This is a genomic window from Achromobacter sp. 413638 (genome assembly GCF_043119405.1).
In the GTDB taxonomy this organism is placed as follows: Bacteria; Pseudomonadota; Gammaproteobacteria; order Burkholderiales; family Burkholderiaceae_B; genus Achromobacter.
Genome location: NZ_JBICCO010000034.1, coordinates 1 through 23,572 on the forward strand (window position 1 = coordinate 1; position 23,572 = coordinate 23,572).

A 23,572-nucleotide genomic window follows, 5' to 3' on the forward strand; every position below is an offset into this window, starting at 1 on the left:
TTGAGCGCGTGATCCGTACGTTCAAAGAACAATGCGCGCATCGGCATCGCTTCGAGAATATCCAGCACGCCAGCCGCGTTGTAGGCGACTGGATACGTTTTTACAATCACCGACGCCCGCACCAGGCGCTCGACATGAAGACTCCGGCTGAGGCGTTTGCATTAGCCACTTAACCTGAGCAGGTTCTGCTGGGTCAATACAGGCAGGCAAAAGATAGGCAGGTAAAAAGACGGCGGGCCAGCGATTGGAGGGGCCCGGCAAGGGCAGTGGGTCACCCCCCGCAAGCCGGCTTTCAAGAATTCGTAGTCCTTTAAACAATTGGTGACGCTCCGCCGGAAAAACTGCGCCACAATGTGCCACCGTATTACTGCCCATCAGGTACCACGATGAAGAAGACCCTTGCGCTGCTGATGTGCGCCGCCTTGCCCGCCATTGCCGCCGCGGCCCAGCCCGATGTCGAACCGTTGAAGCTGAACCCGCAGAACAAGCTGTACTGCAACGAGCAGACCGACTGGTGCGTAGGCATCAAGCTGGACGGTGGTTTCGAGGACAACGGGCCTTTCGCGTCCAGCCGTACCCTGCGCGCCGATTACCGCATCTGGGACCTGCCGGATATTCCGAACTTTTCCCACTTCACTGTCTGGCCGCACCTGATCCGCCTGAGCGAGGAGCGCGCCCTGGTGGGCGTGATCGGCCCCGCCGCGCCGGACTACAAGCAGGAAATCCAGTTTTCGGGTGGCAGTTTCTCGCGCAAGGACCTGTATTTGTTCATGGTCGATCTGGACCAGAAGGTCTCGGGCCTGGTGCACCTGATGCCCTTTAGCGCCCAGGCTTCGATCCGGTCCTGCTTCAACGAAGCGGATCAGCAGCGACGCGAGGCTAATTGCATGGATCAGTATCGCTACGACGCCGTGCTCAAGGCGGTGGCGGGCGGGCAGTCGTATCCGGACCTGCAGGTCATCACTCAGGCCACGCGCGCACCGGCGGGGGCCAGCCGCTATGCGGATTCGAGCAAGTTGCCGGCGCCGACGGCGGCGCAGTCGCAGCCGCAGGCCGACAAACAGTGCAGCTATACCGTGACCTACAAGTGGAAAGAGGACGGTTCGGTGTATCGGCCCGCGACGCCGGTGCCGGATTGCGCCGAGTTCTTGGAGGCTCAGCCGCCGAAGAAGGGCTAGGGCGTTCCGACGTTCTTGACGGCCTTGCGCGGGCGCGTGCCATCGCGGCGGCCTAGCGCAGCATCGGCAGGCTGCCCGTCAGTCCGTTGACCCACCGCCGCGCGCCGGCCACCCCGATGCCCAGCATGGGCTGGCCGCGATGCGCGGATTCCCGGTGGCGTTCCCAATAGGCGTGGCAGTCGTGGATGCCTTGCGCATAGGCGGGAAACAGCGCCAGCCCGCCGCCGGCGGGCGGCTCCATGGGCAGGCGGTCGCACAGCGCGGCCATCTGCGCGTCACTGGCGCTGAGGATGATGATGGGCAGGTGCGAGATGGCGGATGATTGCAGTCCGTCCACATCCCGCAGCGGCCGAGCGGCCCAGCCGGGCAGGCCCGCGCCCAGGCCGGCGGCGATGCAGGCGGCGGCGTTGGCCGCCTGGCCCAGGGCCAGGCCGGCCGACACCACGATGACGACTTTTTCCGGCGGGACGGGCGCGGACGTGGCGGGCGATTCGATGGGGCCGCCGGCGGCGGTCGGGTCGTGCATGGCGCGGTTCCTGGCAAAGCCGCCATGCTCGCGCGGGCGTCGCGCCGGGTCTTGAACGGGCGTGACTGCCCTGGCGGTCAGCGCGGGCAGACGCGGATGCGGTGGCCGTCGGGATCCAGGGCGACGAAGGTCAGCCCGAAGACTTCGGCGACGGGCGACTGCTCGATGGGCACGCCCAGCGTCAGCCAGTGCGCGTGGAGGCTGCGCACGGCTTCGTCGTCGTCGACCGTGAACGCGATTTCGCTGCGGTGGCCCGAAACGGGCGGCGGCGGGCTGACCCGGTGCGAGGCCCACAGGCCCAGCACGTAGCCGCCGTCCAGGGCAAAGGCGGCATAGCTTGGAAAGGCATCCAGCGGGTCGCGGTCGAGCAGGCGCTGATAGAAGGCCACGCTGGCCAGCGGGTCGGCGACGTACAGCAGGAACAGGTTGAGGCGGGCGGGGATGGGAGAGGGCAAGATGGGCTCCGTATTGTGTGAATGAGCCCTCATGCTAGGCGGTGCAACTGCCAAATTATGGCAGTAGTCGATCTTGCCCTCGGCGCCTTGGAGGCGCCCCGGCCCGGGAGAGCGGACCGCCCAGGAATGGCCTTCCGCATGTGGGCGGCATCACGCAGAAGGCGCGTGACGCGCCGCCGGGCGGGATGGTTACGGGCCTTACTTGATGCCGGCAAGCTTGATCGTGATGATCGAAACGGTGCCCGGCGGGATACCCGATGCGGCATGGGCCTGCGTCACGGGGGTCAGGATCTTCGCCGAGCCGCCAAGCCCCAGCTGTTTGACGATGCTCTGGAACAGCGGCGGCAGGTCCTTGACGTGGCTGCTGCGAGTTTCCCGGACCAGTTCTTCGCCCGTGGAGAGCTGTTCTTCGATGTCGAACAGGATTTCGTTCTTGTCCGACACGCTCGGCGACTTGCCTTTGTCGAGAATCCTGTAGATCACGCCGTCCGGCATCTTGACCGCGCCTTTTTCCTTCGCGGCCGCCGCCAGCAGGACCTTGCTCTCTTTTTCATTCTTGGACAGCATGGCGGTTTCCAGCTGCTGTTGCGCGCCGTCGAGTTCGGCCGAGAGTTTGGCCTGGGGCAGCTGCAGGCGATTGTTGATCTTGTCGGTGAAGCCCTGCGAGAACGCCTGCAGGTCCAGCTTCTTGCCGATGGACGCGAACTTCTGGGTTTCCTGCGGCGCGCTTTCCGCGTACCAGGCGCCGACGGCATAGCTGACGCGCACGTCCTTTGGCGCCGCGTCGTTGATGACGATGCGTCCGGCGCCGTCCGTCTTGTCAGCCTTGGCCTGTTGCGCGGATTGCGCGGCCTGCTGGTCCCTCAGTTGCTGATCCCTGAGCTGCTGGTTGGCGGCCTGCAGGTCCGCCGTCTGTTGTTTCAGGCTGGCGATCTCGGTTCGGGCTGTGCCCAGGGCGGCGCTGAGCGCGCTGTCTTGGGAGGCGTTGCCTGCCGTTGCCGTCCTGGCGCTGGCGAGTTCGGCCGCTAGGGCGTCTCTTTGCGCTTGCGCGTCTTCAAGCCGCTGGCCCAGTTCGCGGATGCGGGCCTGATTCTGTTCCTGCTCGGCGGCCAGGGCGCTGGATTCCGGCGAGCGGCTCCCTTGGGCCTGCCGCTGCGCCAGCTGCTCGGTGAGCAGCGCGTTGCCCTGTTCCGTCGCGGCCAGCTTCTGTTCCAGTTCCTGGAGCTGTTCGTTCGCCTGTCGCAATTGGCCGACGAGTTCCGCGTTGGCGCTGGGCGCCTGGGCCGGGCTGGCTGCGCGCGGCGCGCCGGGCTGTGAGGGAACGGGATAGGCCTGGGGGCGGGCCTGTCCGTCGCCGATGATGCGCTCCTGGGCCAGCCGGTCCAGCAGGCTGGTTTCGATGGCAAACGCCGCCTTGCCGGAGAACAGCAGCGTGCCGCAAAGCGTCGCGTAGGCGTACTTTCTCATAGCTTGTTCAGGCTTTGGGCGCGGGTCCTCATATTGGAATAGACCGCGCTGTTGATTCGAACGCAAACCAGGGAGAGCATTTTCTTCACTTCCGTCAGCATGATTTCGGAGGCGTTTTCGTCGATGAGCGTTTCGTTGGATTTGTAGATCCGGAAGTTCTCGTCGATGGCATTCATCTGCTCACGGTATTTTTCGTAGGTCGCCGGATCCAGGTTCTTCAGCGCGGAAAACTCTTGATAGCATTTTTCTTCCTGGTTTCGTGCCTCGGGTTCCTCTGAGACGCGCGCGGGGCTGATGGTGTTGCAGCCCGTCAGGATGAACGCCGCGAGCAGGGCGGCTGCGCCGGATAGGTGGAATCTCATTAAACGTCCTCGGGAATTTCTGATTGCTTTGCTGAGTTTCTGCGGGGAGGCGAGCAGCGGATCTTGGTCTTGGGTCTGGCCACGAGCAGGGTTGATGCATGGGGTCGAAAAACAGGCGCGTGAAAATAAACGACCTCCCGGAGGGAGGCGTGCGCGCATTGCTTTTTCTGCCACGGAATTAGACTATGGCCATCGGAATGGCGGCATAAGACAAATCTGAATTTGAAACTGGTACCCGGCGACTGCCCCGCATTTACATGGGGAAACCCGGGCCGCGAGCAATCGATGCATTGCATCGTTTCAAAGTGCCAGCCGCGAGCGCTGCCGCACCGCGCCAGCAATGCGCCATGCGCGACGAGTGGCGAGCGAGGCGGGCGCGGAAGCGATTGCGGCGGCCAGTGGCCGCCGAGGCTCAGGCGCGCGAGGCGCGCGCCGGTGAGGGATTGAAGCCCAGTTTCTCGGAGATCTCGCGGGCGGCCCGCAGCAGGCTGTCGAGATAGGCGTCGCGGTTGTTCAGGCCGTCCTCGCGCGGCGTCACCAGGCAGAGCGTGGCGATGCAGGCGCCGTCGGCCTGGCGGACGGGCGCGGCGAAGCAGTGGGTGAAGTTTTCGACCACGCTGTTGAAGGCGAAGTAGCCGTCGCTGGCGGCGCGCCGGACCTCGGCGATGAAATCGGCGGCCGCGAGCCGGCCGCCATCGGGCATGACGAAGTCCTCAGGCGGGATCAGCGCGCTGATCTGCGGGTCCGACAGGTGCCCCAGCAGCAGCCGGCCCGACGCGGTCCAGGGGATGGGAACCAGCTCGCCCACGCTGGACGAGATGCGGAACGGCCGCAGGCCCTCGCGCATCATGGCGACCGTGTACTTGTTGCCTTCGAGCAGGCACATTTGCGCGGTTTCGCGGGTTTCCTCGGCCAGCCGGACCAGCATGCGGTCGCATTCGCGCATGAGGTCGAACTGTTCGGCGTAGGCCGTGCCCAGGAAATACAGGCGGCGGCCCAGGAAGACGCGCCCGTCGCCGCCCTGGTATTCGAGCATGCCGTGCTCGAGCAGCAGGTTGACCAGCTCATAGACGGACGAACGCGGCGCGCCGATGGCCGCGGCGATCTCGTTGGGGCGCAGGGGCTGGCGCCGCACGCGCAGGAATTCCAGGATCTCGAACGCGCGGTCCAGCCCCCGGGTGCGTTTCGCCACGGTGTCGCCGGGGGCGTCGGCCATGTTCATCTCCAGTACCTCGTTCCGGTGGGATCCGCCGGTGGCGGATCCGTCCGCAAGTCGCGGACGGCCATCATAGGCGATCGGGCCCTAGCTGAAGCTCGACGACTTGAGGAACTCCGCCAGCCGCTCGGTCCGGGGGCGCGCGAACATCTCCCTGGGGTCGCCTTCTTCGCAGATGACGCCCTGGTTCATGAAGATGACGCGGGACGATACTTCGTAGGCGAAGCGCATTTCGTGCGTGACCAGCAGCATGGTCATGCCGTCGGCCGCCAGCGCCTTGATGACCTGCAGCACCTCGCCCACCAGTTCGGGGTCCAGCGCCGAGGTCACTTCGTCGAACAGCATCAGCCTGGGCGCCATGGCGATGGCGCGGGCGATGGCCACGCGCTGCTGCTGGCCGCCGGAGAGCTGGCCGGGGTAGTGGTTGGCGCGCGCCGCCAGGCCCACGCGTTCCAGCCATTGTCCGGCGATGGCGCGGGCCTGGGCCTTGTCCAGCTTCTTGACCTTGATGAGGCCCAGCATGACGTTCTCGGCCGCGCTCATGTGGGGGAACAGATTGAACTGCTGGAAGGCCATGCCGGTTAGCGCGCGCTGGCGGGCGATGTCCTTCTCGCTCTTGCGCCGGCGCTGGCCGCCTTCGACGTGGTAGCCGATTTCCTCGCCGTCCAGCCGGATGGTGCCGCCCTCGAATTCCTCCAGCATGTTGATGCATCGGAGCAGGGTCGTCTTGCCCGAGCCGGACGAGCCGATGATGGAGATGACTTCGCCTTCGCGCACGGCGCAGTCCACGCCCTTGAGCACTTCGTTCTGGCCGTAGGCCTTGCGCAGGCCCGCGATGTCCAGGATGGTGTTGGCCATGGTGGTGATCTCCTCAGGACGGCAGCGCGGTCTTGCGCTCGACGTATTTGCCCAGGCGCTCGATGCCGAAGTTCACGATGAAGTACAGGCCTCCGGCCAGGAAATAGAACTGGAGGCTCATGAAGTTGCGCGAGATGATTTCCTGCGTGCGCAGCAGCAGCTCGGCGACGCCGATGACGGACAGCAGGGTGGACGCCTTGACCATCTCGGCCGCCGTATTGACCCACGCCGGCAGGCATTGGCGCAGCGCCTGCGGCCACAGCACCGACGAGAAGGTCTGGGCGAAGCTCAGGCCGATGGCCTTGGCGGCTTCGGTCTGGCCCCGGGGAATGGCCTGCAGCGCGCCGCGCACGATCTCGCCGACGTGCGACGAGCAGAACACCGCCAGCGCCAGCACGCCGGCCGCGAAGGGCCCCAGGTCCAGGCCGATGGCCGCCGACACGTAATAGCTGGCCAGCACCAGGACCAGCACCGGCGTGCCGCGCACGATGTCGATGTAGGTCCGCAGCGCCAGGCGCGCGGCCCGGCCGCCATAGGTCAGCGCCAGGCCGGCCAGCACGCCCAGGACGGAGCCCGCGGCGATGGCCAGCAGCGAGATCGACACCGAGACCGCCAGGCCGTTCAGGATGACCTGGCGGGCGGCCCACAGTTGTTCAAGAAAGGTCTGCGACATGGGATTCACCTGGGCAGCGCCAGGCGGCGCTCGATCAGGCGCAGCGCGGCGGCGATGAGGAAGCAGCAGGCGACATAGAGCGCGGACGTGACGATCCAGGTCTCGATGACGCGGAAGCTCTCGACGTTGATCTTGCGCGCGGCGAAGGTCAGTTCGGGCACGGCGATGACGGCCGCCAGCGAGGTGTCCTTGAACAGCGAGATGATCGTGGACGACAGCGAGGGCAGCACGTTGCGCAGCATCAGTGGCGCGATGATGGTCGCGCGGATCTGCGTGGGCGTCAGGCCGATCGCCAGTCCTGCCTCGGTCAGGCCGCGCGGGATCGACAGTAGCCCGGCGCGGAACACCTCGGCCAGGTAGGCGCCGGAATAGAGCGACAGCACCAGCATGAAGCTCCTGATCTTGTCGATCCGGACCCCCAGCTGGGGCAGCGCGAAATAGGCGAACAGCACCAGCACCAGGATGGGCAGGTTGCGCAGCAGCGTGACGTACAGCCGCGCCGGCGCGGATAGCGTCAGGCGCCTGGATGTCAGCGCGAAGGCCAGGGCCAGGCCGATCGCCGCGCCGATCAGGATGGAAACCGCGGCCAGGCCCAGGCTCAGCGCCAGGCCGCTCATGAGGTACTCGAAGTTGCGCCAGACGGCGCCGAAATTCAGCGTGTAGTCCATGCGTCGTTCCCGCAAGCAGGGTGGCGGCGGGGACGGCCCCGCCGCGGGCGAGGATCAGCGGTATTCGACCGGGAAGCCGATCTGCGGCGGCGGCAGGTCCTTGCCGAACCAGGTCTTGAACGACTTGGCATAGGCGTCGAATTCGACGCCGGTCATGGCTTCGTGCAGGGCCGTGTTGACGAAGTTGAGCCAGTCCTGGTCGCCGCGCTTGACGGCGCAGGCGTAGGTCTGCGGGTTCCAGCCATAGCCGGCGTCCTTGAAGCGGCCGGGATTCTGCGTCATGTACCAGGCCAGCGAGGACTGATCGGTGGCCACCGCGTCGGCGCGGCCCGAGGCCAGCGCCTGGTAGATCAGGTCCACGGACTCGTATTGGTCGACATTGGCCTTGGGCAGCGCGGCGCGCACCATCGGTTCGGCGTAGACGTTCTGCAGTACCGAGATCGTCACGGACGAGCCGGCTTCCTTCAGCGCGGCGTAGTCAGCGTACTTGCCGTCGGCCTTGAGCATCAGGCCCACGCCTTCGCGGTAGTAGGGAATGGTGAAGGCGACCTGCTGGGCGCGTTCGCCCGTCACGGTCATGAACTGGCAGGTGATGTCGACCTTGTTGGTGGTGATGTTGGGGATACGCGCGTCGGACGACTGGTTGACGTAGGTGATCTTGTCGGGATTGCCGAACAGCGCCTTGGCGATGATGCGGCCCATGTCCACGTCGAAGCCCTGCAGCTTGTCGTCCGCGCTCTTGAAATGCCAGGGCGCGTTGGTGCTGCCGGTGCCCAGGACGAGATGGCCGCGGGCCAGCACGTCTTCGAGCTTGCCGGCCTGGGCGGGCGCGGCGGACAGGAGGGCGGCGGCGGCCAGCGACAGCAGGCCGGCGCGTACGGAAGTGGTCATGGCATTCCCCTTTGGATGGAAGCGGTGGTGGTGATCGCTATGTCCAGTATATCGGACATATGTCTTTTTTATTGGATCGATGCATTAGGCGTCACGGGTCATGCCTTGTCAATCAAGGGTTTCCACGGCCTGGCGCCAGCGCGCAAGGCACATTTGCGAGGCGGGAACGACAGGCGGTCGGCGGGCGGCGCGCGCTTGGTATGCTGCAAAGCTGATTCGTCCCTCGAGCGCCACGACCGCATGACCGACACGCCTCGCCACGACACGCCCGCCGTTCCTCATTCCTCCCTGGCCTCGGACGCGCGGCGCGCGCAGCTGCGGCGCATGAAGATCGCCGCGTTGCTCCTGCTGGCCGCCATGCTGGGCGGTTTCGTGGCCAGCCACGCGATGGGCGGGCAGGGCGTCTGGGCCTGGGTGCGGGCGTTCTGCGAGGCGGCCACGGTGGGCGCGCTGGCGGACTGGTTCGCGGTGGTGGCGCTGTTCCGCCGGCCGCTGGGGCTGCCGATTCCGCACACGGCCATCATTCCCAGCAACAAGGACCGCATCGGCGACAACCTGGCCGTGTTCGTGCGCGACCATTTCCTGGACCCGGACACGCTGCTGGAAAAACTGCGCGTGTTCGATCCGGCCGCGCGCCTGGCCCGCTGGCTCGAGCGGCCACGGCAGGCGCGCGTCCTGAGCGAGGGCGCGCGCCGCGTGGCGCTGCAGACGCTGGATCTGCTGGACGACCGCGCGGTGCGCGGCGTGATCCAGGAGTTCGTGGTGTCCAACCTGCGGCGCTGGGACGCGTCCGCCACGGCCGGCGAGGTGCTGGGCCTGCTGACTCGCGACGGACGCCATCAGGAGCTGCTGGACGCCGCGCTGGAGCGGCTGGGCGGCTACCTGGGCACGGAAGAGGTGCGCGAGCGCGCCTCGAATCTGCTGGTGAAGTTCGCGCGCAAGGAATGGCCGCGCATCATCGCGGCCGTGGACGTGATCGCCTCGGTGGACGGCATCGCCGACAACCTGGCCGACCGGCTGGCGCGCGCGCTGGTGCAGGAGCTGCGCGAAGTGCTGTCGCAGCCGGATCATCCGGTGCGCCAGGACTACGAGGGCTGGCTGCAGGACTATATCGGACGGCTGCGCAGCGATCCGGCGCTGGCGGCGCAGGCCGAGGCGCTCAAGCAGCGCGCCATCGATCACCCGAAGGTGCAGGAGTACGTGCGCGGACTATGGGACGACATCCACGCGGCGCTGCGGCGCGACCTGTCCACGCCGGACTCGGCGCTGGCCGCGCATCTGGAAAGCGCCTTGCTGGCGATGGGCCGCAAGCTCGCGGAGGATGCGGCGCTGCGCGAGGCGCTGAACCGCCACGTGCTGGGCGCGGCGCGCCGGCTCACCGGCAGGCTGCGCGCCGGCGTCACCGGGCATATCGCGCGCACCGTCAAGAACTGGGACGAGCGCCATCTGGTCGACGAGCTGGAGCTGAGCGTGGGCCGCGACCTGCAGTACATCCGCTTCAACGGCACGCTGGTGGGCGGGCTGATCGGGGTGGGCCTGCACGCGCTGGTGCTGCTGGCGGGCGGCTGAGCGCTGGCCGCGTTGCCGCCAGGCGGGAATGCCGGTCCTAGGCCACGCCATTGCGGCCATGCCGCCGGTAGCCCTCGCGCAATGCCAGCCGGTCGTAGTAGGCCGCCACCGCCGGCAGCGCCGGCTTCGCGAAAGGCGTCTCGAACCACCGGTTGACCGACAGGCCGACGGGAATGTCCGCCAGCGAGTAGCCGGCGCCCGCCACATGGCCGCCGGTGGCTTGCAGGCGCTGTTCCAGGATGCCCATGAACTGCGTCCAGGCCTGTTGCGAGGCCTGGATCGCGGCGGGATCCTGATGGGCGGGCGACTGGCGCGCCAGGGCCATGAAGGCGTAGCTCCATGAGCGGTTCAGGTCCGTGGCCTGCCAGTCCATCCATTGATCCACCCTGGCGCGCAGGCGCGGTTCGGCGGGGTAGAGCGCGCCGTCGCCGTACTGGTTGGCCAGGTAGCGGATGATGCTGTTCGATTCCCACAGCGTGAAGTCGCCGTCCTGGATGACGGGCACCATGGCGTTCGGGTTGAGCGCCAGGAAGGCCGGGGCATCGGTGGGCCGGAAGCCCGAGCCCCAGTCTTCGCGCTCGAACGGCAGGCCGAGTTCGACGCAGGTCCACAGGACCTTGCGCACGTTGATGGATGAGGCTTTTCCCAGGATCTTCAGCATGAGGCGGACGGGTGGATGGACGATCGACCGGGCCAGTCTATGGCATGGCGCGTCCAGGCGGCAGATACAGTTTGCGTTTTCCCGGGCCGCAACAGTGCCGGCGCCGCCGGCAAACCGCCGCCGGCGAGGCCCGCTGGGCGAGGCATGGCCAGCCCGCGACCGCGCTCCGGATCAGCCGGCCACGGCTTCGGGCTGGGTGCGCAGCCTGGGCACTGGCGAGGCGCAGATCACGGCGAACTGCAGCGCGAAGCCCAGCGCCGAGACCCACAGGCAGGCGGCGATGTCCACGTGCTCGGCCAGGGCCGCGCCGATCAGCGCGCCGACGGGGCGCGCTCCGAAGGTGGCGGTCAGGATAACGGCCGACACGCGGCCCAGCATGGCGTTGGGCGTGACCGCCTGGCGCAGCGTGGTGGTGGCGATGGTCCAGAGGATGGGACCGGCGCCGAACAGGAAAAAGGCGAGCGCGGCCAGCGCGGACGAGGGGCGCGCCAGGGTCAGCAGCATCAGGCCGCTGGCCAGCAGCGCGCACAGCGGGCCGGCGGCGATCAGCGCGCCGAAGCTCAGCCGGCGCGCCAGGCGCGGCGCCAGCAGCGCGCCGGCCAGCATGCCCAGGCCATAGATGCCCAGCGTCAGGCCCACGCCGGCGGCGTCCAGCCCCAGGTCGCGGATGGCATAGACCACGTACACGGCCTGCAGCACGAACCAGGCCACATTGAAGAACACGGCGGTGACCAGCACGGGCCGCAGCAGCGGATGGCGCAGCACGAAGGCGGCGCCTTCGGCCAGCTCGCGTCCGATGTGGCGGCGCGTCGCCGTCGCGGCGGGCGCGTCGGCCGGCAGTCCCGCCAGCAGCATGGCGGCCAGCAGCGACAGCGCGGTCGCCAGCGCATAGGCGGCGGACGCGCCCAGCGCGCTGACCAGCGCGCCGCCGGCGGCCGGGCCTGCGGAGAAGGCGGCGCTGCGCGCCAGCTCCAGCCAGCGGTTGGCGCCGGCCAGCTCGGCCTGCGGCACCAGCCTGGGCACCAGCGCGGGGGCGGCCACGTTGTAGGCGACGGTGCCGACGGCGCCCAGGAAGCCCAGCGCGGCCAGCAGCGGCAGGGTCAGCTGGCCGGACCAGAGCAGCGCTAGCAGGCACAGCAGGCTGACGGCGCGCGCGCACTCGGCGGCGCTCATCAGCAGCCGGCGCTGCATGCGGTCGGCCAGCACGCCGGCGGGCAGCGACAACAGCAGGAAGGGCAGGGTCTGGGCGGTCTGCAGATAGCCGGTCTGGGCGGCATCGGCGCCCAGCGCCAGCACGGCGGCCAGCGGCGCGGCGGCCAGGGCGATCTGTTCGGAGAATTGGGCGGCCAGGTTGGACGAGGCCAGTCGGCGGAACGCCGGAGACAGGGAGGACATGGAGGCGATGGCAGCCGGTGCGTTGGACGGGAACCGTCCTGGCGCGGCGGTGAGCGGCCAGGACGGCGGAGACGCCATCATGGCCGCCGCCGTCCGTTGTGGCACTCCGCTACTTGCGCTGCCCGGCAGCCGCCTCAGGGGATGGGCGGATAGTCGCCGAAGCCGTCGGGCCAGGGCGTCAGCACTTCATGGCCGGTGTCGGTCACCACCACCATGTGCTCCCACTGCGCGGACAGCGAGCGGTCCTTGGTGACCACGGTCCAGCCGTCGGGCATCTGGCGCGTGGCCGGTTTGCCGGCGTTGATCATGGGTTCGATGGTGAACATCATGCCGGGTTGCAGCACCAGGCCCTCGCCGGGACGGCCGTAGTGCAGCACCTGCGGCTCGTCGTGATAGATCTGGCCGATGCCGTGGCCGCAGTACTCGCGCACGATGCTGAAGTGCTCGCGGTGCGCCACCGTCTGGATGGCGTGGCCGATGTCGCCCAGCGTGGCGCCCGGCTTGACGGCCATGATGCCGGCGCGCATGGCTTCGTAGGTGGTGCGGACCAGCCTGCGAGCCAGCGGGCTGGGTTCGCCGACGTAGTACATGCGGCTGGTGTCGCCGTACCAGCCGTCCTTGATGACGGCCACGTCGATGTTCAGGATGTCGCCGTTCTTGAGCACCTTGGACGACGGGATGCCGTGGCAGATGACGTGGTTGGGCGAGGCGCAGATGGTCTTGGGAAAGCCGTGGTAGCCGATGTTGGCGGGGATGGCCTGCTGCACCTTGACGATGTGGTCGTGGCAGATGCGGTCCAGCTCGTCGGTGGTGACGCCGGGCCGCACGTGCTCGGCCACCACCTGCAGCACTTCGGCCGCCAGCGCGCCGGCCTTGCGGGCCATTTCGATGTCGGCGGCGGATTTGATCGAGACCTTCTTGGCCATCACGCGGCCTCCCGCTGGGCGTCTTGCGGTTGGCCCTGGGACAGGGCGGCGATGGAGAAGCCCTCGGCCTGCTCGATGCGGATCAGCAACTGGCAGATGTCCGCGTGGCGCAGCTGGGGATACAGCTCGGACAGCATGCCGATGCGCATCCAGTGCTCGGCCTGGGAATTGATGGAGCGGCTGAGCGCGGCGCTGGCCACGCGCAGGTTCTCATGCATCTGCTCGGAGATCTTGACGATGCCCATGTAAGTGATCCGTATATGGTTTGTATATGGATCGTATCTTACTGCGGGCACCGGGCCCGGCGCAAATCGGACGGGGCGTCAGGCCGTCTTGGCCCGGCTGCGCTTGGCGGCGGCGGGCTTAGCCGCCTTGCCCGCACCCTTGGCGCCAGCCTTGGCCGAACCGCGCGCGGCTTCCTTGGCAGCGGCCACCGCGCCATCGAACTGCTCCATCCAGGCCAGCGCGTCCAGGTAGGACAGGAACTGGTGCAGATAGCCGGGCGAGAGCTGGCGCATCAGCGCCAGCGAGCGGTGGACCAGGTTGTTGGAATTGAGCGGGCCGGCATTGTCGGGCACCTGCTGTTCCGATTGGCGCAGCTGGCGGTTGGCGCTGACCTTGGCCCAGATATCGCGGTACACGTCCAGCAGCGGCAGCTCCGGGTAGGCGCCGCGCCAGGGCACGGCGTGGCCGGTGTCGAGCGCGCGGGCCAGGCTGGCCAGGGTGTCGGCGGGCAGGGGACCGTCGATGGGCGTATCGGCGGCGGCGCAATCCTGCGCCTCGCGGCCAGGCGCTTGCGACGGCTCGGGCGCGGGGCTGCCGGGCGCGGCCTCGTCCCGCTCCAGGTCCGCCGCGTAGGCGTCGAGCAGGGCGGCCAGGCGCTGGTCCAGCAGCGCGCGGGCGGCGCCGGCATGCGGAGCGGCGCGTCGCTCCAGCGCTTCCATGAAACGGAAGCGCACGGGATCCATGCGGTCGGCGCCGCGCTCGCGCCAGGCGTCCAGGCGCAGGCCGGCGGCGCTGCGGGGCAGGGCGGGGGCGCCGGTGGGCGCGTCCGCGTGGGCGCTGGCGGACTCGTCCACGGGGGCGCTCAAGGCCTGGCGGTCCTGATCTCTTTCCCGGGCGGTCGGGATCGGATCCCGTTCGCGCCCGGCGTCGGCCTGCGTGTGGTCACTCATTCGGTTTCTTGGCCGGGTCGCCGGCCAGGCGCGGCACCGGCGCGATTTCCACGCGGCGGTTCTTGGCCTGGCCCTCGGCGTCGGCGTTCGAGGCCACCGGCTGCTCCGAGCCGAAGGCCGCGGCGAACAGGGACGAGGACGGCACGCCGGCGTCGATCAGGGTGCGGGTGACGGTCAGCGCGCGCTGGGCCGAGAGATCCCAGTTGTCCGCGAAGCGGCGGTTGCCCTCGCGCACCTGCTGGTCGTCGGTGAAGCCGCTGACCATCAGGATTTCCTGGCGCGTGCCCAGGTAGGCGGTGAGCGGTTCGGCCAGGCTCCTGAGCAGCTCGCGGCCCTCGGGCTGGAGCTGGTCGGAGTTCAGCGCGAACAGCACGCTGCCGCTGATGCCGATGCGGCCGTTGACCAGCGTGACGCGGCCGGCGGCCAGCGGGCCGGCCAGCACCTGTTCCAGGCTTTCGCGGCGATGGGTTTCCTCCTGGCGCTGCTTGACCTCGTCTTCCAGCTGGGTCGACAGTTCGAGCTGCATGCCGATCACGCTGACCAGGATCAGCACGAACGAGCCCAGCAGCACCGACATCAGGTCGCCGAAGACCGCCCAGGTGGGCGCGGTGCTGTCCACGCCGGCGTCGAAGTCCTCGCTCATGCGGCCTCGGTTCCCGCGTCGGCGCGCTGGCTGGCCAGGTGCTGCAGGTCTTCAATGATCTGCTTCTGCGACATCAGGCTCAGGTCCACCACTTCACGCGCCTGCGACACGTAGTAGGAGAGCTGTTCGTCGCCACGGGCGATGGACTTGTCCAGCGCCGCCTCGATGCGTTCGAGCTGCGTGGCCAGCTTGTCGTTGGACGCGCTGAACAGCTGCACCGCGGCGCCGAAGGCTTCGCCCAGGCTGGCCACTTCGACGGCGCTGCCGGTGACCTGGGCCGAGATCTCGGCCAGCTTGCCGGTTTCGGATTCGACGCGTTCCGAGAACTGCGCGCCCACCCGGTCCATCAGTTCCGAGGTGGTGCCGACCAGCGCGTCCACGGCGGCGCGTTGCTCGGTGGAGGCGAGGTTGACGGCGTCCAGCAGGGTCGCGAGCGTGTCGAGCAGGCGGCCGCGCTCTTCCAGCATGGCGTTGTCGTGGGCCAGGCTGTCGGACAGCTTCTGACGCAGTTCGCCGATGACCTCGGCGGCGGCGCGCGGCGCTTCGGACGCGGCCTGTGCCAGACGCTCGATCTCGGCGATGGTGGCGCTGGCGTGGGTGTGGGTGTGCTCGGAGATGTCGCGCGCGGCCTGGGCCAGCGCGTCGCAGATTTCCTGCTGGCGGCTGGCGGTGGCGGCGCCGGTCTGCTGCCATTCCTCGCGCAGCGCGGCGGCCATGTCGGCCAGCGATCCGGTCCAGGCATCCAGGCGGGCCTCGTCGCGGGCCACCAGGTCGCTTTGCAGGGCGACGGCGGCCTTGGGCGCCTCGGCGGCGGCATCGACCAGGCGGTTGATCTCGGCCAGCGTGTCGCTGGCGTGGGCGCGCGATTGATCCGAGATCTGGCGGGCGGTGTCGGCCAGCGCCTCGCAGATCTGCTGCTGGCGGCTGGCGGCATCGGCGCCGGCCTGCTGCCATTCCTGGCGCAGCGTGGCGGCCATCTCGGCCAGCGTGCCGGTCCAGGCGTCCAGGCGGGCCTGGTCGCGGGCCACCAGCTCGGCCTGCAGGGCGACGGCGGCCTTGGGCGCCTCGGCGGCGGCATCGACCAGGCGGTTGATTTCCGCCAGCGTGCCGCTGGCCTGGGCGCGGCCTTGCTCGGAGATGTCCTGCGCGGCCAGCAGCAGGGCATCGCAGATTTCGCGCTGGCGGCTGGCGGCGTCGGCGCCGGCCTGCTGCCATTCCTGGCGCAGCGCGGCGGCCATCTCGGCCAGCGAGCCGCTCCAGGCGTCCAGGCGCTCGCGGTCGCGCGCGGCCAGCTCGCCCTGCAGGGCGAGGGCGGCCTTGGGCGCGTCGGCGGCGGCGTCGACCAGTCGGTTGATTTCCGCCAGCGTGCCGCTGGCCTGGGCCTGCGTCTGTTCGGATATGCGCTGCGCGGCCAGGGCCAGCGCGTCGCAGATTTCGCGCTGGCGGCTGGCGGCGTCGGCGCCGGCCTGCTGCCATTCCTGGCGCAGCGCGGCGGTCATCTCGGCCAGCGAGCCGCTCCAGGCGTCCAGGCGCTCGCGGTCGCGCGCGGCCAGTTCGTCCTGCAACGCGAGGGCGGCCTTGGGCGCGTCGGCGGCGGCGTCGACCAGCCGGTTGATCTCGGCCAGCGTGCCGCTGGCCTGGGTGCGCGCCTGCTCGGAGATGTTCTGCGCGGCGAGCGACAGCGCATCGCAGATTTCGCGCTGGCGGCTGGCCGTCTCGGCGCCGGCCTGCTGCCATTCCTGGCGCAGCGCGGCGGTCATGCTCTCCAGCGTGGCCGTCCAGGCCTGCAGGCGATCCTGGTCGCGCGCGGCCAGCTCGGCCTGCAGCGCGGCGGCGGCCTTGGGCGCGTCGGCCGCGGCCTGCACCAGTCGGCTGATCTCGGCGATGGTCTCGCCGGCCTGCAGCTGGGTGTGGTCGGAGATGCGCTGGGCGGTCAGCGCCAGCGCGTCGCAGATCTCCTGCTGGCGGCCGGCGGTCTGCGCCGCCGCCTGTTCCCATTCCTGGCGCAGCGAGGCCGAGACCGAACCCAGCGATGCGTTCCAGGCGGCCAGGCGCTGCTCGTCGCGCGCCATCAGCGCGGCTTGCAGGTCGGCGTGGGACTGGCTCACGGCCTGCACCAGCGCGGCCGATTGGCGCTCCAGCGCGGCGGCGGCGGCGGCCAGGGCCTGCTGGTTGTCGCCAGCCAGCTTTTCGCCGGCGCGTTCCTGGCGCGACAGCGCGCCGTCCCAGACGTCGGACAGCTTGCCGGCCGAGGCCTCCATGCGCGTGGACATGCCGTCCATCAGCGCGGCGGAACGCTGCTCGAAGGTGGAGGCGAACTGATCCAGCGAGACGCGCAGGTCGTTCGCCAGCGTTTCGTTGGCGCGCTGCTGGCCGTCCAGCGCGCGCGCCCAGATGCCGGCCACGTCGGCGGTGGATGCGCGGAATCCGGCGGACAGGCCGTCGAGCTGGCGCTGCACCGCGTCGGACACGGTGTCGCGCAGCGCGGCGGTCTCGCGCGCCAGGCCGGTCATGGTGGCTTCCACGACAGGCTGCAACGCCGCGCCGGCGGCGCGGGCGCTGTCGGCCACGCTGGCCTTGAGCGTCTGTTCGACCGAGGCGGCCAGGCGGCTGTAGGCGGCCTCGGCCTTGCCCTGGAAGGCGTCCTGGCTGGCGAGCTGGCGGTCATTCATGGCCTGGCCCTGGCGCTCGACGGCGTCGATCATGGCCTGCAGGCGTTCGGCCAGGGCCGGCATGGCGTCGGCCTGGCGCTGCAGCAGCTTGAGCGTTTCCTCGCGCTGGTAGCTTTGCGAATAGGGGCGCAGCGTGGTGGCGACGCGGGCGTCGAACTGCTGCGAGGCCAGGATGCGGTCGCGCCGGCAGAGCGCGGACAGCAGGCCCAGCATGGCCGAGGTGGCGACGCCGGCGATCGAGGTGCCGAAGGCGAAGCCCAGGCCCTTGACCGGCGCGGCCAGCGAGGCGCGGATGGCGTGCAGGTCGGTGGCGCTTTCCAGCGCCAGGCCGGTGCCCCGCAGCGTGACCACCATGCCCAGGAAGGTGCCGAGCATGCCCAGCAAGACCAGCAGGCCGACCAGGTAGGGCGTGAGCGAGGGGCCGGGCAGGGCGGCGCGCTCGCCTTCGATGCGCAGCCGGGCGGCGTGGCGCAGGCTGGGCGGCAGGGAGTCGAGCCAGCCGGCCAGCGAGGCGGGCGGGGCCTCCAGCCCGGCCACCGCCTGGCGCAGCCCGCTGGTGGCGCGGCCGTAGCGGTACAGCTCGAAGGCGCCCGCCATGTAGAACAGGGCGATCAGCAGCGTGACGCCGAGCGCCAATGGGTTCGAGCCGACATAGCCCGCGCCGATCCAGCCTGCCGCGGCCAGGCCCACAAGAAAAACGACCAGATTGATGAGGTATCGGGACATAGTGTCCTAATTAGCGGGTGCGAAGCGCCGCGAGCAGCCCTTCCACCGGTTGAAAACGAATATCCAGTTCGGCCAGCAACACGCTGCGCATGTCCTTGCGAAACGTGTCCAGCCAGGCGCCGGGCTTGGCCGGCGGCGGCATTTCCGCCGCCTCGGCTTCTTCCTGCGCCGATTGCTCGGCCTTGCGCAGCCGCTCGAAATGCGCGCCGAGCAGCGTCGGAATAGTCGTCATGAGGGCGCGTTCGCGCACGCTGAGCGATCTTTCCATGATGGCGTCCACCATCGCCAGCCGGGTCATTTCCGGATTGCGTCCGGCCAGCATGCCGCGCAGGCGGCTGCGCAGGCCGCCGATGCCGTTCTCCATCGTGTGCTGCAGCGACAGGTAGCGCTGGCGGAAGCTGGAGTAGTCGGCGTCGGTCGGCGCCTTGGGCATGGCCTGCGTCCGCGAGGGCGGCTGCCGGCCGCGGGGCCGGGCGGCGGTGAACTCGGTGTCGCTGGCGATGGCATCGGCCAGCGTGGTCCGCAGCTTCAGGCTTTCCCGGTCCTGCTCGCTGTCGAACGTCGGGCCGCCCGGCGCCATGGCCGGTGGCTTGCCATCCAGCACGGCGGCGAGCGCGATGGCGTCCGTCCAGCCCAGCCAGAGGCTGAGCCGGTCGGAAAGGGATTGTCCGGATTCGGGAACGTCGACGTCCGTCAGGCGAGCAAGCAAGCGAACGAGCGTCGGGCCGCTGAAACCTGTGCGCCGAGGGGCTTGCACCATACCACCAGAGCCAAAAAGGGGGGAGTTTACACGCTGGCGCGGCGGAAAGCGGACCCCAGGGCGGCGGCGGGCGGATGGAGCGGGGAAGACGCTTGGATTCCCCTGGGGGACGGAGCGCCGGCCGGGGCCGGCTCCACGAGGCGGACGGCCGTGGCGCCAACCGGGAAGCGCCGCCGCCGGATTCGGGCGGCGGCGTCCGTTCAGCGGCTTTCGGACGCGGGCTCGGGCTGGCGCACGGCGCGGATCCTGCCGCTGGTGCTGCCGCCGCAATAGAACACGCCGTCGCCCGCTTCCAGCCCGGAGACGTAGACGCCCGGCGGCATGAGCAGGCTCTCCTGCACTTCTCCGGTCTCGGGCGAGACGCGGCGCAGTTCGCTTTCGTCGTTTTCCCAGGTGCCGTGCCACAGGCCGCCGTTGGTCCACGTGACGCCGGTCACGTAGCGGTCCGAGGCGATGGTGCGCAGGATCTTGCCCGTGGCCGGGTCGATCTTGTGGATCTTGCGCTCGCGGTAATGCGCCACCCACAGCGCGCCCTCGGCCCAGGCCATGCCCGAGCAGCCCTCGGCGGGCGCTGGCAGGGTGGCCAGGATCTCGCCGCTGCGCGGGTCGACCTTCTGGATGCTCGGACCGGCGAGCTGGTACAGGTGCTGGCCGTCATAGGCGGTGCCGGCGCGCGCCGTCATCTTGATGATGCTGACGATCTTGCCGCTGGCCGGATCCATCGATTGCAGCGAATCGCCGGTGGCGAACCAGACCCGGCGGCCGTCGTGGCTGACGCCGTGGACATCGGTGACGCCGGGGAAGGGGCCGTATTCACGGACGATCTGGGCGGGAGCGGATTTCATGGCGGGGAGTCTCCGGATGGGAATGGAGCCATGCTAGTCCGCCGGCGGCAGCGGCGGGAGTAACAAAACCGTCGCGCATCCGGGCGGCGGCGGCGCGGCCCAGCGGCGCGCGCGCCCCTGTCCCAGCGGCTGGGCCTGGCCGGCGGCGGCCAGGGTTTCCAGGGCACGCTGCACCGAACGTTGGCTGGCGCCCAGCGCCAGGGCCAGCGCGGCGCTGGACCAGGGCTGGCCGTCCGCCAGCAGGGCTTGCAGTTCCGGGTGGGCGCTTTCGTCGGGCGGGGCCAGCGTCACGGCTTCGCAGCCGGGTGGCAGGGCCAGCGCATAGCCCCGGCGGCTGGCCCGGACCTCGGCCAGGCCCTTGAGCGCGACGCGCAGCCGGCCGGCCTCCACCCGCAGCCGGGCGCGATGGGTCTCGTCGGGCCGCCGCAGGCGGAAGACGGCGGCGATCAGCGCCTCGCGCGGCGCGTCGCCGGGCCAGGCCTCGGCCAGCTGGCGCGCCAGCGCGAACAGCACCGGCCGCCGCGACAGGTCCACCGTGGCCATGGGACTGCGCAGCGCCTGGCGGGCGGTGTCCGCCACCAGCGCGTCCGAGGCCATCAGCGCCTCGACTTCGTCCAGGCGCAGCAGGCGCTGCGCGCCGTGGTGGGTCAGCCTGGCCGCCGGGGCCTCCAGCAGGCGCGACAGCGCATCGGCCTCGGCTTGCAGCGCGCCGATACCGGATTCGCGCGCGGCGGCCCGGGCCTGGGCCAGCGCCAGCCGGGCGGGTTCTGCCTGCAGGCGGCGCAGCGCGATGCCGGCGGCGGCCAAGGCATGCACCGCCCGCGCGGCGGCGGGCAGCGGCGCCTGATCCCAGCCCGCGATGGCGACGGCGGCGTCGTCGGCACGGCCCAGCAGCAGCAGGCGCCGCGCATGCAGCAGCCGGGCATGCGCGGCGTTGGCGAGGTCGCCGTGCCGCAGCAGGGCCTGGCGGGTGGATTCCAGCGTTTCGTCGGGCCAGTCCAGGTCGCGCATCGCCAGCGCCACATCGGCCTCGGCCAACTCGCAACGCGCCCGCGCCAGCTCCTGCTCCGGGCGGAACGCGCGGGCCGCGCGCCGCAGCAGGGCGCGGGCGCGTTCCAGGTCGCCCAGCTGGGCCAGGGCGATGCCGCGCAGCGCCAGCGCCGGTGGGTCGCCGCGCAGCGCGACATGGTGCAGCGCGCCCAGCGGATCGCCCGCGGCAAGCGCGCGGGCGGCGGCGGCCAGGGGCGCGTCCATGGAATGTCCCGGCGCGGCGGCGTCAGCCCTGGGACAGGGTCACGGCGCCAAAGGTCATCCACACGCAGGCGGTTTCCGACGCCTGTCCGCGATAGGTGCCGCTGGCGCCGCCCAGGCGCATGGCCACGGCGGCGAATTCCCAGGCCCGCATGTCGTCGCATTCGACTTTTCGATTGCTGTACTCGGGCAATCCATGGGCTTCGCCGAAGGCGCGCGCCAGCTCGGCGTGTTCGGCCAGTTCCGGCGGCACGGACGGGTGATCCCAACCCCACAGGAAGGATCCGTCGTCGCTGTTGGTGGTGCCGACGATCTGGACAGGGGCCGAGGCATGCATGCCGTCGGGCAGCACGAAGCGGATCAGCCCTTCGTCCATGTCCACCGACCAGCGCTCGGCTTGGTCCAGGTGCCAGGAACCGCAATGGGCGGCGGTGGCGGCCTTCATGCCTTCCAGGCTCTGCGCGATATAGACGCGGGGGTCGGCGGGGGCGGTGTTGTGGGCGTCGGTCATGAGTGGATGGTTCCAGGAAAGGGGTAAGAGTGATGGCGTGGGTCAGGCCGAGGCCGGACGCGGCAGCAGATAGGCCACGGTGTCGCGCCCGTAGTGCGTTTCTGTGCCGGCCTGGACGAAGCCGAGTTTTTCGAGCACGCGCCGCGAGGCCAGGTTGTCCGGCCAGGCGACGGCGGACAGGGCCGCGACATCCAGCATGCGCCAGGCATAGTCGCACAGCTGGCGGCCGGCTGCGGTGGCGCAGCCCCGGCCCCAGGCGCGCCGTTGCAGCCGGTAGGCGAGCTGGATGCGGTCGGTGCCGGGCAATGGCGTCAGGCTGGCCCAGCCGACCGCGTCGCCGTCGGCCACCACGGCCCAGTGGCCGAGCTTGCCGGGCGCCTCGCGCAGCCAGTCCAGCAGTTCGCGGCGGCGCGCCTCGGTGGCCGGCTTGACGCCGGTGCTGTAGCGCATGACCTCGGGGTCGGACTCCAGGGCCAGCAGCATGGGCACGTCGTCCACGCACATGCGGCGCAGGGCAACCGGCGGACGTTCGGCTGGGACAGTGATGATGGGCATGAACCGGGCTGGCGCGGGCGATCTGGGTATCTGTTGCGGCGAGGATAGCAGACCTTGCCGTTGCCGGCTGTCACCTGCATCGGTCCTTGGAAATATAATTAGCTGCCATATGATATGCTGCCTTCTTATTTTTTGAGGAGCGGTACATGGACAGTCCGGACGGCATGCTGGAACCCAAGCACCACGCTTTGCTGAACGAGTCGGCGCGCCGGAGGCTGCCGTCGGCGGACGGCGTGCGCCTGTGCTTCCAGCTGCTGGCCACGGCCGGCGCGATCGACCGCGATTGCGCGGCGCGGTTGGCGCCGCGCGGCCTGTCCGAAGGCAAATTCGTGTTGCTGTTCCTGTTGCACGGCCAGTCCGGCGGCCTGTCGCCGCATGAATTGGCCGAGCGCGCCGGTGTCACGCGCGCCACCGTTACCGGCCTGCTCGATGGGCTGGAGCGCGACGGCTTCCTGTGGCGCGAGGCCGATGACGTCGACAGGCGGCGGGTGCGGGTGCTGTTGAGTGCAAAGGGCAAGGCCATTGCGACGAAGCTGTTCGCCGAGCACACGCAATGGATAGGCGGGCTGTTCGAAGCCCTGTCCCCGGCGGAGCGCAAGCGGCTGGGCGAATTGCTGGGCAAGGTCTGGCGCGCCACGGACAGCGGCCGCGCGGCGTTGCAGGAGGTGGCGCGATGAGCAGGAAGGCAGCCAAGACGCCCGCCGCCGGACGCGGCGTGCAGGATATCAGCCCGGCGCGGCGCGCGCAGCTGGACGCCGGCGCACCGGCGTCCAACCTGACCGAGTGCCTGGCGGTGGATTTCGCCGCGCTGATGGCGGCCGCCGTGCCGCAGGCCGGCGCCGATGCGGCCGCCGCTATGCGCGCGGCGTCGGCGCAGGGCATTTCCCGGCGCATGGCGCTGGCCGGCGCCCTGATGCTGGAGCGCCTGGGGCCGGCCGGCTTCGACGCGCTGCGCGGGCACGCGTCCGACACGGTGCGCGGCTGGGCCTGCTTCATGGCGGGCGCGATGCCGGGCCTGGACCTGGAAGCGCGGCTGCGCCTGATCCGGCCGCTGGCGGACGACGCGCACTTCGGCGTCAGGGAATGGGTCTGGATGGCGCTGCGTCCCGGACTGGCGGTGGAACTGCGGCGCTCTGTGGCCTTGCTGACGCCGTGGACCAAGGAACCGTCGGAGCGCCTGCGCCGCTTCGCCAGCGAGTCGCTGCGTCCGCGCGGCGTGTGGTGCGCGCACATCGCTGAACTCAAGGCCGATCCCGGGATCGGTTTGCCCTTGCTGGCGCCGCTGCGCGCCGATCCCTCGGTATATGTGCAGGACTCGGTGGCTAACTGGCTGAACGACGCCAGCAAGGACCAGCCGGATTGGGTGCGCGGCGTATGCGCGCGCTGGCAGGCCGACGCGCCGGCCGAGGCCACACTGCGGATCTGCAGGCGCGCGCTGCGCACGGTCGGCGCCTGAGGCTGGCGCCGCCGTGGCCAGGGCGGCGCTCAGGCTTCGGCTTGCAAAGCCGCGAGTCGGGCATTGTTCGCCACATTACACGCGCATGACGGCGTCGCCTGAGCGGCGTTCGCGCTGCCCGGCGCCGGTCATG

The 23,572-nt window shown here is 69.9% G+C and carries 26 protein-coding genes; 5 read left to right on the forward strand and 21 right to left on the reverse strand.

Translation table 11 applies throughout. From position 1 onward, the window contains the following. Nucleotides 1-8 precede the first annotated feature (8 nt). Nucleotides 9-173: an integrase core domain-containing protein gene (locus tag ACEU5R_RS15470; protein ID WP_392410784.1), complete on the forward strand. Its 165-nt coding sequence runs from the start codon at nucleotides 9-11 to the stop codon at nucleotides 171-173. A gap of 213 nt (nucleotides 174-386) precedes the next feature. Then, nucleotides 387-1,178 (forward strand): hypothetical protein, encoded by a 792-nt coding sequence (locus ACEU5R_RS15475; protein WP_392410739.1) that lies wholly within the window; start codon nucleotides 387-389, stop codon nucleotides 1,176-1,178. A gap of 52 nt (nucleotides 1,179-1,230) precedes the next feature. Here ACEU5R_RS15475 and ACEU5R_RS15480 read toward each other — a convergent pair whose 3' ends face one another. The 9 genes from ACEU5R_RS15480 to ACEU5R_RS15520 all read right to left on the reverse strand — a co-directional run bounded on the left by ACEU5R_RS15480 (nucleotide 1,231) and on the right by ACEU5R_RS15520 (nucleotide 8,294). Beyond that, complete coding sequence (locus tag ACEU5R_RS15480; RefSeq protein WP_392410740.1) at nucleotides 1,231-1,704, reverse strand: DUF2000 family protein; 474 nt, start codon at nucleotides 1,702-1,704, stop codon at nucleotides 1,231-1,233. A 77-nt stretch (nucleotides 1,705-1,781) separates the two neighbouring features. Then, complete coding sequence (locus ACEU5R_RS15485) at nucleotides 1,782-2,159, reverse strand: VOC family protein (RefSeq protein ID WP_392410741.1); 378 nt, start codon at nucleotides 2,157-2,159, stop codon at nucleotides 1,782-1,784. Between the two features lie 198 nt (nucleotides 2,160-2,357). Further along, the gene (locus ACEU5R_RS15490) at nucleotides 2,358-3,626 is read right to left on the reverse strand and encodes an FKBP-type peptidyl-prolyl cis-trans isomerase N-terminal domain-containing protein (RefSeq protein ID WP_392410742.1); all 1,269 of its coding nucleotides are present in this window, start codon (nucleotides 3,624-3,626) and stop codon (nucleotides 2,358-2,360) included. Then, nucleotides 3,623-4,147: a hypothetical protein gene (locus tag ACEU5R_RS15495; protein WP_158658436.1), complete on the reverse strand. Its 525-nt coding sequence runs from the start codon at nucleotides 4,145-4,147 to the stop codon at nucleotides 3,623-3,625. Before ACEU5R_RS15495 ends, ACEU5R_RS15490 begins: the two co-directional genes overlap by 4 nt. A 253-nt stretch (nucleotides 4,148-4,400) precedes the next feature. Next, on the reverse strand, nucleotides 4,401-5,204 hold the full coding sequence (locus tag ACEU5R_RS15500) for an IclR family transcriptional regulator (RefSeq protein WP_392410743.1): 804 nt from the start codon (nucleotides 5,202-5,204) through the stop codon (nucleotides 4,401-4,403). An 87-nt stretch (nucleotides 5,205-5,291) separates the two neighbouring features. Then, complete coding sequence (locus ACEU5R_RS15505; RefSeq protein WP_103274743.1) at nucleotides 5,292-6,062, reverse strand: amino acid ABC transporter ATP-binding protein; 771 nt, start codon at nucleotides 6,060-6,062, stop codon at nucleotides 5,292-5,294. A 13-nt stretch (nucleotides 6,063-6,075) separates the two neighbouring features. Further along, a complete protein-coding gene (locus ACEU5R_RS15510; protein ID WP_103276514.1) occupies nucleotides 6,076-6,735 on the reverse strand; it encodes an amino acid ABC transporter permease in 660 nt (219 codons plus the stop codon). A 5-nt stretch (nucleotides 6,736-6,740) separates the two neighbouring features. Further along, entirely contained in the window at nucleotides 6,741-7,403 is a 663-nt protein-coding gene (locus ACEU5R_RS15515) for an amino acid ABC transporter permease (protein WP_392410744.1), read from the reverse strand. Nucleotides 7,404-7,457: 54 nt separating this feature from the next. Continuing rightward, a complete protein-coding gene (locus ACEU5R_RS15520) occupies nucleotides 7,458-8,294 on the reverse strand; it encodes a transporter substrate-binding domain-containing protein (protein ID WP_212320673.1) in 837 nt (278 codons plus the stop codon). A gap of 240 nt (nucleotides 8,295-8,534) precedes the next feature. Between ACEU5R_RS15520 and ACEU5R_RS15525 the strand changes: the two genes are divergently transcribed. Beyond that, complete coding sequence (locus ACEU5R_RS15525) at nucleotides 8,535-9,863, forward strand: DUF445 domain-containing protein (protein WP_392410745.1); 1,329 nt, start codon at nucleotides 8,535-8,537, stop codon at nucleotides 9,861-9,863. A 37-nt stretch (nucleotides 9,864-9,900) separates the two neighbouring features. On the opposite strand, the gene ACEU5R_RS15530 is transcribed toward ACEU5R_RS15525, so the two are convergent. The 12 genes from ACEU5R_RS15530 to ACEU5R_RS15585 form a co-directional block, all read right to left on the reverse strand. Next, entirely contained in the window at nucleotides 9,901-10,524 is a 624-nt protein-coding gene (locus ACEU5R_RS15530; protein WP_392410746.1) for a glutathione S-transferase family protein, read from the reverse strand. Nucleotides 10,525-10,695: 171 nt separating this feature from the next. Beyond that, nucleotides 10,696-11,919 (reverse strand): MFS transporter, encoded by a 1,224-nt coding sequence (locus ACEU5R_RS15535; protein WP_392410747.1) that lies wholly within the window; start codon nucleotides 11,917-11,919, stop codon nucleotides 10,696-10,698. 134 nt (nucleotides 11,920-12,053) lie between these two features. Next, the gene (map, locus tag ACEU5R_RS15540) at nucleotides 12,054-12,845 is read right to left on the reverse strand and encodes a type I methionyl aminopeptidase (RefSeq protein WP_212322481.1); all 792 of its coding nucleotides are present in this window, start codon (nucleotides 12,843-12,845) and stop codon (nucleotides 12,054-12,056) included. Beyond that, a complete protein-coding gene (locus ACEU5R_RS15545; protein WP_212322480.1) occupies nucleotides 12,845-13,090 on the reverse strand; it encodes a ParD-like family protein in 246 nt (81 codons plus the stop codon). Before ACEU5R_RS15545 ends, map begins: the two co-directional genes overlap by 1 nt. Before the next feature lie 78 nt (nucleotides 13,091-13,168). Then, nucleotides 13,169-14,020: a DUF2894 domain-containing protein gene (locus ACEU5R_RS15550; RefSeq protein WP_392410748.1), complete on the reverse strand. Its 852-nt coding sequence runs from the start codon at nucleotides 14,018-14,020 to the stop codon at nucleotides 13,169-13,171. Beyond that, nucleotides 14,013-14,663 (reverse strand): OmpA family protein, encoded by a 651-nt coding sequence (locus ACEU5R_RS15555; protein WP_392410749.1) that lies wholly within the window; start codon nucleotides 14,661-14,663, stop codon nucleotides 14,013-14,015. Before ACEU5R_RS15555 ends, ACEU5R_RS15550 begins: the two co-directional genes overlap by 8 nt. Further along, nucleotides 14,660-18,061: a DUF802 domain-containing protein gene (locus ACEU5R_RS15560; RefSeq protein ID WP_392410750.1), complete on the reverse strand. Its 3,402-nt coding sequence runs from the start codon at nucleotides 18,059-18,061 to the stop codon at nucleotides 14,660-14,662. Before ACEU5R_RS15560 ends, ACEU5R_RS15555 begins: the two co-directional genes overlap by 4 nt. Nucleotides 18,062-18,071: 10 nt before the next feature. Then, nucleotides 18,072-18,821 carry a DUF3348 domain-containing protein gene (locus ACEU5R_RS15565; protein ID WP_392410751.1) on the reverse strand — a complete coding sequence of 250 codons (750 nt, stop codon included), beginning with the start codon at nucleotides 18,819-18,821 and terminating at the stop codon, nucleotides 18,072-18,074. A gap of 200 nt (nucleotides 18,822-19,021) precedes the next feature. Next, nucleotides 19,022-19,666, reverse strand: a complete 645-nt coding sequence (locus ACEU5R_RS15570; RefSeq protein ID WP_392410752.1) for a glutamine cyclotransferase — start codon at nucleotides 19,664-19,666, stop codon at nucleotides 19,022-19,024. A gap of 33 nt (nucleotides 19,667-19,699) precedes the next feature. Beyond that, nucleotides 19,700-20,920, reverse strand: a complete 1,221-nt coding sequence (locus ACEU5R_RS15575; protein WP_392410753.1) for a helix-turn-helix domain-containing protein — start codon at nucleotides 20,918-20,920, stop codon at nucleotides 19,700-19,702. 22 nt (nucleotides 20,921-20,942) lie between these two features. Then, nucleotides 20,943-21,428 (reverse strand): DUF6882 domain-containing protein, encoded by a 486-nt coding sequence (locus ACEU5R_RS15580; RefSeq protein WP_103274729.1) that lies wholly within the window; start codon nucleotides 21,426-21,428, stop codon nucleotides 20,943-20,945. A gap of 42 nt (nucleotides 21,429-21,470) precedes the next feature. Then, nucleotides 21,471-21,983: a GNAT family N-acetyltransferase gene (locus ACEU5R_RS15585; protein WP_103274728.1), complete on the reverse strand. Its 513-nt coding sequence runs from the start codon at nucleotides 21,981-21,983 to the stop codon at nucleotides 21,471-21,473. A 146-nt stretch (nucleotides 21,984-22,129) separates the two neighbouring features. Here ACEU5R_RS15585 and ACEU5R_RS15590 point away from each other — a divergent pair, with 146 nt between their 5' ends. Together ACEU5R_RS15590 and ACEU5R_RS15595 are read left to right on the forward strand one after the other, a co-directional pair. After that, nucleotides 22,130-22,660, forward strand: coding sequence for a MarR family winged helix-turn-helix transcriptional regulator (locus ACEU5R_RS15590; protein ID WP_392410754.1), 531 nt, complete (start codon nucleotides 22,130-22,132; stop codon nucleotides 22,658-22,660). Next, nucleotides 22,657-23,439: a DNA alkylation repair protein gene (locus ACEU5R_RS15595; RefSeq protein ID WP_392410755.1), complete on the forward strand. Its 783-nt coding sequence runs from the start codon at nucleotides 22,657-22,659 to the stop codon at nucleotides 23,437-23,439. The genes ACEU5R_RS15590 and ACEU5R_RS15595 overlap by 4 nt, the downstream gene beginning before the upstream one ends. The last annotated feature ends 133 nt before the right edge of the window (nucleotides 23,440-23,572 follow it).

Coding starts and splice junctions, on each gene's coding strand:
- ACEU5R_RS15475 (WP_392410739.1), top strand. CDS start 387: ATGAAGAAGACCCTTGCGCTGCTGATGTGCGCCGCCTTGCCCGCCATT.
- ACEU5R_RS15480 (WP_392410740.1), bottom strand. CDS start 1,704: ATGCACGACCCGACCGCCGCCGGCGGCCCCATCGAATCGCCCGCCACG.
- ACEU5R_RS15490 (WP_392410742.1), bottom strand. CDS start 3,626: ATGAGAAAGTACGCCTACGCGACGCTTTGCGGCACGCTGCTGTTCTCC.
- ACEU5R_RS15495 (WP_158658436.1), bottom strand. CDS start 4,147: ATGCGCGCACGCCTCCCTCCGGGAGGTCGTTTATTTTCACGCGCCTGT.
- ACEU5R_RS15500 (WP_392410743.1), bottom strand. CDS start 5,204: ATGGCCGACGCCCCCGGCGACACCGTGGCGAAACGCACCCGGGGGCTG.
- ACEU5R_RS15505 (WP_103274743.1), bottom strand. CDS start 6,062: ATGGCCAACACCATCCTGGACATCGCGGGCCTGCGCAAGGCCTACGGC.
- ACEU5R_RS15510 (WP_103276514.1), bottom strand. CDS start 6,735: ATGTCGCAGACCTTTCTTGAACAACTGTGGGCCGCCCGCCAGGTCATC.
- ACEU5R_RS15515 (WP_392410744.1), bottom strand. CDS start 7,403: ATGGACTACACGCTGAATTTCGGCGCCGTCTGGCGCAACTTCGAGTAC.
- ACEU5R_RS15520 (WP_212320673.1), bottom strand. CDS start 8,294: ATGACCACTTCCGTACGCGCCGGCCTGCTGTCGCTGGCCGCCGCCGCC.
- ACEU5R_RS15525 (WP_392410745.1), top strand. CDS start 8,535: ATGACCGACACGCCTCGCCACGACACGCCCGCCGTTCCTCATTCCTCC.
- ACEU5R_RS15530 (WP_392410746.1), bottom strand. CDS start 10,524: ATGCTGAAGATCCTGGGAAAAGCCTCATCCATCAACGTGCGCAAGGTC.
- ACEU5R_RS15535 (WP_392410747.1), bottom strand. CDS start 11,919: ATGTCCTCCCTGTCTCCGGCGTTCCGCCGACTGGCCTCGTCCAACCTG.
- map (WP_212322481.1), bottom strand. CDS start 12,845: ATGGCCAAGAAGGTCTCGATCAAATCCGCCGCCGACATCGAAATGGCC.
- ACEU5R_RS15545 (WP_212322480.1), bottom strand. CDS start 13,090: ATGGGCATCGTCAAGATCTCCGAGCAGATGCATGAGAACCTGCGCGTG.
- ACEU5R_RS15550 (WP_392410748.1), bottom strand. CDS start 14,020: ATGAGTGACCACACGCAGGCCGACGCCGGGCGCGAACGGGATCCGATC.
- ACEU5R_RS15555 (WP_392410749.1), bottom strand. CDS start 14,663: ATGAGCGAGGACTTCGACGCCGGCGTGGACAGCACCGCGCCCACCTGG.
- ACEU5R_RS15560 (WP_392410750.1), bottom strand. CDS start 18,061: ATGTCCCGATACCTCATCAATCTGGTCGTTTTTCTTGTGGGCCTGGCC.
- ACEU5R_RS15565 (WP_392410751.1), bottom strand. CDS start 18,821: ATGGTGCAAGCCCCTCGGCGCACAGGTTTCAGCGGCCCGACGCTCGTT.
- ACEU5R_RS15570 (WP_392410752.1), bottom strand. CDS start 19,666: ATGAAATCCGCTCCCGCCCAGATCGTCCGTGAATACGGCCCCTTCCCC.
- ACEU5R_RS15575 (WP_392410753.1), bottom strand. CDS start 20,920: ATGGACGCGCCCCTGGCCGCCGCCGCCCGCGCGCTTGCCGCGGGCGAT.
- ACEU5R_RS15580 (WP_103274729.1), bottom strand. CDS start 21,428: ATGACCGACGCCCACAACACCGCCCCCGCCGACCCCCGCGTCTATATC.
- ACEU5R_RS15585 (WP_103274728.1), bottom strand. CDS start 21,983: ATGCCCATCATCACTGTCCCAGCCGAACGTCCGCCGGTTGCCCTGCGC.
- ACEU5R_RS15590 (WP_392410754.1), top strand. CDS start 22,130: ATGGACAGTCCGGACGGCATGCTGGAACCCAAGCACCACGCTTTGCTG.
- ACEU5R_RS15595 (WP_392410755.1), top strand. CDS start 22,657: ATGAGCAGGAAGGCAGCCAAGACGCCCGCCGCCGGACGCGGCGTGCAG.